10 protein-coding genes are annotated in these 10,814 nt (G+C 68.5%); 4 read left to right on the top strand and 6 right to left on the bottom strand.

Annotated features, from left to right (window positions below):
• Together DQW50_RS09715 and sufD are read left to right on the top strand one after the other, a co-directional pair.
• Positions 1 to 260 (top strand): SufD family Fe-S cluster assembly protein (locus DQW50_RS09715; RefSeq protein ID WP_198664651.1); only part of this gene is annotated, 260 nt, incomplete at its 5' end.
• Position 261: 1 nt separating this feature from the next.
• Positions 262 to 1,488, top strand: a complete 1,227-nt coding sequence (gene sufD / locus DQW50_RS09710) for a Fe-S cluster assembly protein SufD (RefSeq protein ID WP_112079083.1) — start codon at positions 262 to 264, stop codon at positions 1,486 to 1,488.
• A gap of 147 nt (positions 1,489 to 1,635) precedes the next feature.
• Here the strand turns inward: sufD and DQW50_RS09705 are convergent, their stop codons facing one another.
• Together DQW50_RS09705 and DQW50_RS09700 are read right to left on the bottom strand one after the other, a co-directional pair.
• Positions 1,636 to 2,028 carry a hypothetical protein gene (locus tag DQW50_RS09705; protein WP_112079082.1) on the bottom strand — a complete coding sequence of 131 codons (393 nt, stop codon included), beginning with the start codon at positions 2,026 to 2,028 and terminating at the stop codon, positions 1,636 to 1,638.
• 258 nt (positions 2,029 to 2,286) lie between these two features.
• Complete coding sequence (locus DQW50_RS09700) at positions 2,287 to 3,627, bottom strand: aspartate aminotransferase family protein (RefSeq protein ID WP_112079081.1); 1,341 nt, start codon at positions 3,625 to 3,627, stop codon at positions 2,287 to 2,289.
• A 155-nt stretch (positions 3,628 to 3,782) separates the two neighbouring features.
• Between DQW50_RS09700 and DQW50_RS09695 the strand changes: the two genes are divergently transcribed.
• Positions 3,783 to 4,268 carry a ferritin-like domain-containing protein gene (locus DQW50_RS09695; RefSeq protein WP_112079088.1) on the top strand — a complete coding sequence of 162 codons (486 nt, stop codon included), beginning with the start codon at positions 3,783 to 3,785 and terminating at the stop codon, positions 4,266 to 4,268.
• Positions 4,269 to 4,332: 64 nt separating this feature from the next.
• Entirely contained in the window at positions 4,333 to 4,773 is a 441-nt protein-coding gene (locus DQW50_RS09690; protein ID WP_112079080.1) for a metal-dependent transcriptional regulator, read from the top strand.
• A 12-nt stretch (positions 4,774 to 4,785) separates the two neighbouring features.
• Here the strand turns inward: DQW50_RS09690 and prf1 are convergent, their stop codons facing one another.
• From prf1 to DQW50_RS09670, 4 genes are all read right to left on the bottom strand, one after another.
• Positions 4,786 to 6,036, bottom strand: a complete 1,251-nt coding sequence (gene prf1 / locus DQW50_RS09685) for a peptide chain release factor aRF-1 (protein WP_112079079.1) — start codon at positions 6,034 to 6,036, stop codon at positions 4,786 to 4,788.
• 127 nt (positions 6,037 to 6,163) lie between these two features.
• A complete protein-coding gene (argS, locus tag DQW50_RS09680; RefSeq protein ID WP_112079078.1) occupies positions 6,164 to 7,945 on the bottom strand; it encodes an arginine--tRNA ligase in 1,782 nt (593 codons plus the stop codon).
• Between the two features lie 130 nt (positions 7,946 to 8,075).
• Positions 8,076 to 9,011: an NAD-dependent epimerase/dehydratase family protein gene (locus DQW50_RS09675; RefSeq protein WP_112079077.1), complete on the bottom strand. Its 936-nt coding sequence runs from the start codon at positions 9,009 to 9,011 to the stop codon at positions 8,076 to 8,078.
• A 146-nt stretch (positions 9,012 to 9,157) separates the two neighbouring features.
• Positions 9,158 to 10,768 carry an iron ABC transporter permease gene (locus DQW50_RS09670; protein ID WP_112079076.1) on the bottom strand — a complete coding sequence of 537 codons (1,611 nt, stop codon included), beginning with the start codon at positions 10,766 to 10,768 and terminating at the stop codon, positions 9,158 to 9,160.
• Between the last annotated feature and the right edge of the window lie 46 nt (positions 10,769 to 10,814).

The raw sequence follows: 10,814 nt of genomic DNA, 5'->3' as shown, positions 1-10,814 counted from the left end.
TCGACAACGAGTCGACGTCGGACACGATGCCGTACATGGAGATCAACGAGTCGAAGGTCGACGTCGCCCACGAGGCGACCGTCGGCAAGATCGGCGACGAGGACATCTTCTACCTGCAGTCGCGGGGGCTGGACGACGACGACGCCAAACAGATGATCGTCTCGGGGTTCATCGAGCCGATCACGGAGGAGCTGCCGATCGAGTACGCCGTCGAGCTGAACCGGCTCGTCGAGCTCGAGATGGAGGGTTCGCTCGGATAACATGAGTACGAAAGCAATCGAGAGCCTCTCGGAGGACACGGTACGACGCATCGCCGAGGAACGCGACGAGCCCGAGTGGCTCCTCGAGACTCGTCTGAACGCGCTCGAGGCGCTGGAGACGGCGGAGCTTCCCGACGTGATCCGGACGCCCGGCCGGCGCTGGACGGACCTCGAGGCGCTGGACTTCGAGGCGCTCGTCGACCCGTTGAACCAGTCGGACACGACGGAGCGGACCGCCGGCGACGACGAGGTCGTCGTCGTCCCCTTCACCGAGGCGTTCGACGAGTACGGCGACGTACTCGAGGAGCACTTCGGGACCGTGCTCGATCCCGAGCACAACTACCTCACGGCGCTGTCGGTGGCGCTCTTCACCACGGGGACGTTCGTGTACGTCCCCGAGGGCGTCGACGTCGAGGACGTGACGGTGCGCGCGGAGATGAACTCCCGGTCGCTGTTCAGCCAGACGCTCGTCGTCGCCGAGGAGTCGTCGTCAGTGACGATCCTCGAGTCGATCGAGTCGGGGGACGAGGCCACAGCCTCGGAAATCGAGGGGGACCGCTACTTCTCGAACCTCGTCGAGGTCGTCGGCGGCGAGAACGCGACCGTCCAGTTCGGCTCGCTTCAGAACCTCGACGACGACACCTACACCTACTCACTGAAACGCGGTGTCACGGACACGTACGCCACGATCGACTGGATCGAGAGCAACTTCGGCTCGAAGCTCACGCGTTCGGACGTCGAGACCGAACTGAACGGCGACGGCTCCGAGAGCCAGATCGTCGGGACGTTCTTCGGTAGCGACGACCAGCACTTCGACATCAACGCGCGCGTCTGGCACCAGGCCGAACACACCACGGCCGACCTCGTCACGCGCGGCGTGCTCGACGACGTGGCGCGCTCGGTGTACGAGGGGGTCCAGGACGTCGGCAGGGACGCGTGGAGCACCTCGAGCTACCAGCGTGAGAACACGCTGATGCTGTCGGACGACGCCGAGGCGGACGCGTCGCCGAAGCTGATCATCCACAACCACGACACGGAGGCGTCACACTCCGCGACTGTCGGACAGGTCGACGCAGAAGACCTGTTCTACCTGGAGAGCCGGTCGATCGACTCGCTGACGGCGCGGAACATGCTCGTCGAGGGCTTCTTCGTGCCAGTCCTCGAGGAGATCGCGGTCGACGAGTTCCGCGAGGACGTCGAGGAACTCGTCCTCGAACGGCTCCAGTAGCGGTCGACGCTACGCGGTCCCGTTTTTCGATCCGTTCGCCGAACGACACCGCAGGTGCCGAGTCGCGACGCCGACACTGGAACCGATCAAAAGGGAAGGATCGACGAAAGGAGTGTTACCGCGAGTGGGTCGCGTCGGTAGGCGTCGTCAGGCGTCGCCGGCGTCGTCCGACGCGACGTCGCTCACCGCGTCGCCGAGGTTCTCGAGCTCGCCGTCGAGGAACGACTGGACGTGCTCGTGGATCTGGCTCACGTGGTCGGGCACCTGCTCCGGCAGGTCGCTCGGCGGTCCACGCTCGCCGGCGGACGCACTGCCGTCCGCCGCGGCGCCGGCGTCGTCGGCGGCCTCGGCGTTGTCGTCGGTCTCGGAGTTGTCGTCGTCGTCGTCCGCGTCAGCGGGCGCGTCGGCGGGCGCGTTCGCCCCGGCCGCCGCGTCGTCGTTCGCCTGTGCGTCCGCGGGGGCGACGGCACCGACCGCCCCCACGCCACCGATCAGGACGGTCACGGCGAGCGCGACCGTCGCGAGTGTTTTCACGTTCATCGCGTCCCCACCTCCCGGCTCCGGAGGGATAAACCGTGAAAGCGTTCGATCCGAATTCGTCCGGTTTAGTGGTCCTATCACCCGAATTATCCCGAATTAACGCGAGTTGAGTCGGGATCACGGTCCGGATCGGGTTCGGTCACGGAATCGCTCCGCTCGCCGTGCCCGTCGAGTCCGCGCGCGGCCGGGCTACCGCCTCGAGCGGGCTACCGCCTCGAGCGGGCTTCGCGACCGGCCGCGTGAACGGCCCGTCTCCCGTCAGACCGTCCGCCGTCCCTCCGCGTCGGCGACGCGGTTCACGGCCGAGACGACGGCGTCGGCGATCGCCTCGATCGCGTCGTCGTCGACGACGAACGGCGGCGAGAGCATGAGGTGGTCGCCGGCCTGCCCGTCGACGCTACCCCCGCCGGGGTAGGTGTACACCCCGTTCGCGAGGGCGTCGTCGTAGACCCGGCGGGCGACCCCGACGTCGGGGTCGAACGGCGCCCTCGTCTCTCGGTCGGCGACGAACTCGATGCCGACCTGGAGGCCGACACGGCGGAGCTCGCCGACGATCGGGCTTTCCGTGAGCGGTTCGAGGGCGGTCTCGAGCCGGCGACCGCGCCGGCGGACCGCCGCGAACAGGTCCTCGGTGTAGCGGTCGAGCACGTGGTCGGCCACGACCGTCGAGACCGGGTTCCCGCTGTAGGTGTGGCCGTGCTGGAAGGGGTGGTCGTTGGCCTCGAGCGTCTCGACGACCCGGTCGCTCGCCATCGTCGCGCTGATCGGGGCGTAGCCCGCCGAGAGCCCCTTGCCGAGCGCCATGAGGTCCGGGACGACGCCGAGCCCCTCGCAGGCGAACGGCTCGCCGGTCCGGCCGAACCCGACCATCACCTCGTCGGCGATGAAGAGGAGACCGTACTCCGAACAGATCCGGCGCACCTCGCGGTAGTAGGCGGGGTGTGGACGCGTGGCGGGGATGCTCGCCCCGCCGACGGGCTCGGCGACGAACGCGGCGACCGTCTCGGGGCCTTCCCGGCGAACGAGCTGTTCCAGTTCCCTCGCAGCCGCGACCGCCTGCTCCTCGGGGGTCCCCTCGTGACCCCAGCGGTACGGGTACGCGGGGCCGATCTTCGGCCAGTCCCGGAGGAGCGGGTCGTAGACGGTCCGACGGCCGGTGTTGCCGGAGGCGGCGAGCGCGCCGAGCGTCGCGCCGTGGTAGGCGTTCCAGCGCCCGATCACCGCCTCGCGGGTCGGCTCCCCGCGGGCGACGTGGTACGCGCGGGCGAGCTTGATCGCCGACTCGACGGCCTCGCTGCCGGAGTCGACGAAGAACGCGTGGTTTAGCGACCCGGGCGTCATCGCCGCGAGTTTCTCGGCGACGGACTCCACCGACGGCGTCGAGAAGTGCGAGGTGGAGACGTAGCCGACGCGGTCGGCCTGTGCGGCCATGACGTCGCCGACGCCCTCGAGCGAGTGGCCGAGGTTGACGACCGCAGCGCCCGCGGCCGCGTCGAGTATCTCCGTCCCGTCCGCCGTCACCAGCGTCGAGTCGTACGCGTCGACGATCTCGGGGTGGTCCGGGTTCCGACCGGCGCCCCACTTGTAGAACACGCCCATGTGAGTCCTCCTCGGGTGGGGGGCATAAATCGATCCCCGGCGGAACGTCGAGGGAGCCGCTCCCGGTAAGGGCACCGAGGGAACCGCTTAAGTCGGGCAGGCCCCGACGTGACACGTATGCGAACGGGCGTATCGAATGGCGACGGGTGGTCGAGGTGAGCGTCAGCCAGCGGATAACCTCCGACGACCAGCTCGCCAGACTGCTACAGATCGGGATCGTCCTGGAGGAGGTGGTCGAGGCGCGGGCGTACCACCACTACCGGAGCCTGGACGACGAGCTCGACGAGGAGGTCCAGACGTTGCTTTCGGACGCCGCCGAGGAGTCCGCGGAGCACCGCTCGCGGTTGGAGGAGATCATCGAGGGGCTCGGGGTCGACAGCGTCCCGTTCGACGAGATCGAATCCCTCGTCGACGCGCGCTACGGGCGGACGCAACCTGACGACTTCGACGGCGTGTTGTACGACCAGTTGTGTAACGAGGAGACCGCCTACAAGTTCTACGACGACCTCATCGAGGCGATCGAAGGCTCGGACGCCGAGTTCTCGGTCGACCGCGCCGAGCTGCTCGACACCCTGGAGGCGATCCGCGAGGAGGAAGCCGAGGGCGTAAGCGAAGTCACGGAGGTCATGGAGCGCCGATGAACCGGAGGACCGAACCGGCGGGACGGCCGCCGACGAGATCGAGGACGACCGACGGAGGGGAGCCGTGAACACCGCAGACCAGTACCTCAAGACGATATACGTCGTACAGAAACAGGAGGACGGCCCCGCCTCGACCGGGTCGATCGCCGACGCTCTCGACGTCAGCCCGGCGAGCGCCAACGAGATGATCGGCAAACTCGAGGAGCGCGGGCTCGCCGAACACGAGAAGTACAAGGGGGTTCGACTCACCGACGACGGTATCGTGAGGGCCCGCGAGGCCCTCCAGACGTACTGTATCATCGAGCGCTTCCTCGCGAACGTCCTCGCCGTCGAGGAGTTCCGCGAGGAGGCCCACGAGCTGGAGGCGGTGATAGACGACACCGTCGCCGAGCGGCTGGACACGATCATCGACCGGCAGCCGGAGTGTCCGGACTGTTTCGACCCCGAGACCGACGCCTGTGCGTGTCTGGAGGTCGCGGCGATGCCGGCGGAGCCGGAGCAGTGAGGTCGTCGGACCCTAGACGCCCGTCGAGTACCGGAGGATGCCCGCGATGCCGCCGAAGGCGTCGAGTAGCTGTTCGCCCTTCTCGAAGTCCGTAGAGATGAACTTCGTCTCGGTGCCGCGCTGTTCGGCGATCGCCATCAGGTGTTCGATGACGTCCTCGCGCTCCCGGACGTCGGCGTCCTCCCCACATTCGGAGCACTCGTGGGCGGGCGTCGAGTGGCGCGCGTCGACGACCTCGAACTCCTCGTGGCCGTTGGGACACTCGTAGATGACCACGTCCGACCGGAGGTCCTCGGAGATGAGCAGGCGGTCGACCGACCCCATGATCAGGTTTCTACGGGTCTGTTCGAAGCCGTAGGTGGCCTCCTCGCCGGTGTTGAGGTTCTCGAAGAACGTCTCCATGTGACGTTTGTCCTCGACGATCTCCTGATCGGAGAGCACCTCGCTCGCGGCGTCGACGAGGTCCTTCAGTCCGGACTCGTCGGTGTAGGCCACGTCGAACTTGCCGAGCACCTTGTCCTGGAGCTCGTGGTGGAGGTAGTCGCCGTCGAGGAACTCGTCTTTCGTCGGCGAGGGGCCGCCGACGAGGATGCCGTCGAGCTCGTGGCGCTTGGGGACGAACAGCTCGTCGGCCATCCCCGCGACCTCCTGGTAGAAGTTGTCGATGGCCTCGAGCCGGAGGCGGGCGAACCGCTGGGCGGACTGGCCACCCTTGCGCTGTTTGCCGGGAACGAGCGAGGAGGCGGACTTGACGGGCTCGACGCGTTTCCCCTTGAGCCAGCCGACGTTCGCCTCCCGTCGGTCCAACACGATGAGCCCGAAGAGCCCGGAGTCCGCGAGCATGTGTTCGAGCGGATCCGTGAGGAACGCGGAGTCACAGTGGTAGCGGAACGACTCGACGGGCTGGGGCGGCGACTCGAGGGTCCGGGTGACCATCTCGGTCCGGCCGCCGCCGGAGTCGACCGCGCCGGAGAAGATCACCATCCCGTTTTCGGGCGGGAAGGTGTCGTAGTAGCGGAGGCGGTCCTTGATGCTCGTCAGCGCGTCCTGGACGTTCGTCCGGGTCTGTTTCGACTTGATGTTGGACGCCTCGCTGTGTTCCTGGGTGACGTGGGCGACCACGTCCGAGATCTGCTTGTCTTCGGGGATGTAGATGGTGACGAGCTGCGTGCCGGAGCCCTCGAAGTCCGTGAGCTCCTCGATGACCTTGCGGAACTCGTACTTCCGCCGGTCCTCGCTCGCCTCCTGGGCGTCGCTACTCATTATCCGAACTACGGTCCCGTGCCTGTAAGTAAGCTTTGACCTCCGGTTCGACACGGCGCGGGCGCGTTTTCGGCCGACTACGACGCCGTGGTCCCGAAGCGTGACGCCGCGCCTCCGGGTCCGCCCCCTACATCGACTCGGGCGCCTCGACGCCGAGCGCGTCGAGCGCGTTCGCCATCGTGTAGCGCGCGGCCGCGACGAGCGCGAGTCGGGCGTCACGGAGTTCGTCGGTCTCGGCGGTCACTACCGGACACTCGCGGTAGAAGGCGTTGTACGCGTCGGCGAACTCGCGGGTGAACGTCGCGATCGTGTGCGGCTCCAAGTCCTCCGCGGCCGACTCGACGACGGCCGGGAAGCGCGCGACCTCCCGCAGGAGGGCCTCCGCCTCGTCGGTCTCGAGGACCACAGCGTCGACGTCGACCGGGTCGCCCGGTTCGGGGACGTCGGCCCCCGCCTCGGCGGCCTCCGCGAGGATGCCACAACAGCGCGCGTGGACGTACTGGACGAACGGGGCCGACTGCGCCTCGAAGTCGAGCGCCTCCTCCCACTCGAAGGTGATCGCCTTCGCCGGCTGTTTCGAGACGATGTCGTACCGCACCGCGCCGATCCCCACCTGGTGGGCGATGCGCTCGACGTCCGCGTCGGTGAGGTCGTCGTCGCGGATCCGGTCGTCCATCCGGCTCTCGACCGCCTCGCGGGCGCGGTCGATCGCCTCGTCGAGGAGGTCGTCGAGCATGACGCCGGTGCCCTCGCGGGTGGACATCTTCCCGTCGGGGAGGTTGACGTACGAGTAGATGACGTGCCCGAGCGCGTCGGTGTCGTTGCCGAGGAGTTCGAGGGCCCCGCCGAGCTGGTCGGCCTGTAGTTTGTGGTCCTCGCCGAGCACCGTCACCGCGCGGTCGTAGTTCGCGAACTTCCACTCGTGGTGGGCCAGGTCGCGGGTGGTGTAGAGGCTCGTCCCGTCCGACCGGAGGAAGACGAGGTTCTTGTCGATCCCCCACTCGTCGAGTTCGAGTTGCCAGGCGTCCTCCTCGTAGACGGCGTGGTCACTCTCCTTGAGTCGCGCCGCGATCTCGTCGGTCGAACCGTCGCGCATGAACCGCGTCTCCTTGACGAACTCGTCGAACTCCGCGGGCAGTCGGGCGAGACACGCCTTCATCCCGCCCAGCACCGCGTCGACCACCTCGCCGACCCGCTCGTACGTCTCCTCGTCGCCCTCCTCCAACCCCTGAAGGATGGCCGATATCTCGGCTTCGGCGGCCTCGACGTCGTCCGGGTCGGCCGTCTCGAGGTACGCGTTTCCCCGGCGGTAGTAGCGCACGAGGTCGTACTCGACCCGGTCGCGGGCGGGCTCGCCTTCGAGGTCCGACTCGTCGAACGTCTCGTAGGCCCACGTGAAGACGGCCATCTGTCGGCCGGCATCGTTGACGTAGTAGTGGCGGTCGACGTCGTAGCCGGCGTACTCGAGGACGTTCGCGACCGCGTCGCCGACGATCGGGTTGCGTGCGCGGCCGACGTGGACCGGGCCGGTCGGGTTCGCGCTCGTGTGCTCGACGACCACCGACGTCTCCCGATCCGGGAGGGTTCCGTACGTCTCGTCGCCGGCCGCGGCTGCGAGGGTGTCCGCGAGGTAGCGCTCGCCGGCGTGGAAGTTGACGTAGGGGCCGGCGGTGTCGACGGAGACGAGGTAGTCGTAGGGGCCGACGTCGACCGCGCCGGCCACGTCGCTCGCGACGTTCGGCGGCGCGTCGCCGACGACGCCCGCGAGCCGGAAGGCGACGCTGGAGGCGAGCGTCGCGTCCATCTCGTCGGGCGGCCGTTCGATGCCGAGGTCGTCGGTCGGGAGATCGAGCGACGCGAGCGCGTCGGAAAGCGCCGACTCGACCTCCGACCGGAACTGCCTGAACATACCGAGCGTTCGGCGGGCGGGCTAAAAGGCCCTTCCGAAGCGGGCTCGGGGAGGGTCGGTCGTCGAGCGTGAACCGTATCGGCACGGCCCGCTCGGGCGGCTCCAGCGTCGACCGGGCCTCCGACCCCCGTCAGTCGACGATCTCGTCGATCAACTGTCGCGCTGCGCGGCGGACGGCCTCGTCGCTCTCGATCGACGGCTCCCAGCCGAGGTCGGCCAGCTTCTCGATGGAGAGCCGCATCCGCGGCACGTCGCCGGTCCAGCCGCGGTCGCCGCCGGTGTACTCGTAGGCGGGGTCGACGCCGAGTTCCTCGCTCACGATGTCGGCGATCTCGGTGACGGAGGTCGTCGTCCGCGTTCCGAGGTTGTAGACGTTCAGGTCGTCGTCGGCGTGTTCGACGACGTGACGGATCGCGTCGACGCACTCGGTGACGTGCATGTACGACTTCTCCTGGCGGCCGTCGCCGAGGATCTCGAGTGCCGTGGGGTCCTCCTCGAGCTTCTGGATGAAGTCGGGGATCACGTTCCCGCGTTGGTGGGGCCCGACGATGTTCGCGAACCGGAACACCCACGACCGGACGCCGTAGGAGTGTGCGTACGTCGAGATCAGCGCCTCGTCGGCGAGCTTCGAGGAGCCGTAGATCGAGATCGGCTCGAGCGGCGCGTGGTCCTCGGGGGTCGGGCGCGGGGCCTCGCCGTAGACGGTCGACGAGGAGGTGAAAGCGAAGCGGTCGACGTCGACCTCGCGCATCCGTTCGAGGAGGGTGTGCGTCATCGCGGTGTTCGCCTCGAACAGCTCGCGGCCGTCGTCGTAGTTCGTGTCCGTGTACGCGGCGAAGTGGAAGACGACGTCGAGGTCCGCGGTGACGACTTCGGCGACGTCCGCGGAGTCGGTCACGTCGGCCTCGACGAACGCCGCGCCGTCGGGGACGCGGTCGCGGTCGCCCTTCGACAGGTCGTCGGCGACGCGGACGGTCGCGCCCGCGTCCAGGAGCCGGGCCGTGAGGTGGCTCCCGACGAGCCCTGCCCCGCCTGTGACGAGCACGTGTGAGTCGGCGAGATCCATACTCGTCCGTGGCGGGTGTCGGGTAAGTACGTGTGGGATCCGAACGGGTGGACCGCGGGGATGTGCTCCCCGGCGGTGTGGACCGTAGGGATGTGGACCGCGGAAACCGGGCCGACGACGCGCCGTCGAACCCACACACCCTACAGCTACAGCCCTTCCTCGCTACCCTCCTGAGCGAGGATGACGACCATCGAGAGCCCGGAGATGACGAGCAGGATGAGGGTCGGAACGACCGCGTACTGGTAGAGCGCGGTCTCCTGAGCGCGCCAGATCTGGGTGACGATGGTCTCGAAGCCGGACGGGCGGAGGATGAGCGTGACGGGTAGCTCCTTCATCGTGGTGAGAAAGACGAGGGCCGCGCCGGCGACGATCCCCGACCGGGTGAGCGGGAACGTCACCCGGCGGAACGCGCCCATCGAGGACTCCCCGAGGGTGCGGCCCGCCTCGACCAGCCGGGGATCGACGCCGAGGATCGACGTCCGGGTCGATCCCACGGCCTGCGGCAGGAACCGGACGACGTACGCGAACACCAAGAGCGGTAGCGTCTGGTAGAGCCCGGGGAGGTATCCCGACCCGAAGTAGACCAACGCGAGCGCCAACACGATCCCGGGGACGGCGAAGCCGACGTACGTCGCCCGCTCGAAGAGCGTCGCGAGCAACGAGCCGTGGGTGGCCGCGAAGTAGGCGACGGGTAGCGCCGCGAGCGCGGCGACGACCGCGGCCGCCAACGAGACCGAAAGCGAGTTGAGCACCTGGACCGCCTCGAAGGCCATCGACGGGCGGCGACCGGCGTCGGAACGCACGAGCCAGAGGAACAGGATCCACAGCGGGACGAGGAGCGCGGTCGCCGCGACCGACGCGGGGACCAGCGTCGCCGGCCACCGCCACCGGCCGAGGCGCACGAGGTCGCGGGAGGTTCCCGCGTCGTCGCCGTGGACGGCCCGATTCGACCGGACGAGCCACTCCAGCGCGAGCACGACGAGCACGACGCCGAGGAGCTGTAAGGAGAGCAGCGCGGCGTAGTCGCGGCCGAACGCGTTGTACTCGACGTAGATCTGCCGGGTGAACACGGACAGTCGCATGATCGAGGGCGTCCCGAAGTCGGAGACGGCGTACAGCGCCGACAGGAGCGACCCGGCGGCGACCGCCGGGCGGATCACGGGTAGCGTCACCCGACGGAACGCCTCGGCGCGACCGTGGTTCAGGCTCCGTGCCGCCTCGATCAGCGTCGTGTCGAACGAGAGCAGGGCGGCGCGCGTCGAGAGGTAGACGTACGGGTAGGTGTACAGCGTGATCACGAGGATCGAGCCGGGGAGTCCGTATATCTCTGGGATCCGCTCGATCCCGAGCGGCGCGAGGAGGTCGTGGAACTCGCCTTGCGGGCCGAACGCGGAGACGAACGCGAACGCGCCGACGTAGCTGGGAACGACGAGCGGGAGCGCGACGACGACCGACCAGAACCACCGGAACGGGAGGTCGGTCCGGACCGTCAGGTACGCGAGCGGCACGCCGAGGACGATCGAAAGGCCCGTCACGCCCGCCATCAGGAGCAGGCTGTTGAGCAGTACCTCGCCCGTCGCGCGACTGAAGAGCAGTTCGCGCGCGCGAGCGGGCTCCACGGTGACGGCCTCGATCACGAGCCACGCCAGCGGGAAGACGAGCGTCGCGGCGATGGCCGCGGACAACAGTGTCAGCCCCGGCGGGAGCCGGTCGTCGCCGTCGGTCGCGCGGTCGATGATGCGCTGTATCCTGCTCATGGGTCGGAAACGGGACCGGGTTCGATCCGAAGCGAGGAGGCTGTCT

This window comes from Halorubrum sp. 48-1-W, assembly GCF_003287355.1.
Lineage (GTDB): Archaea > Halobacteriota > Halobacteria > Halobacteriales > Haloferacaceae > Halorubrum.
This window is presented reverse-complemented; position numbering and strand designations above follow the sequence as displayed.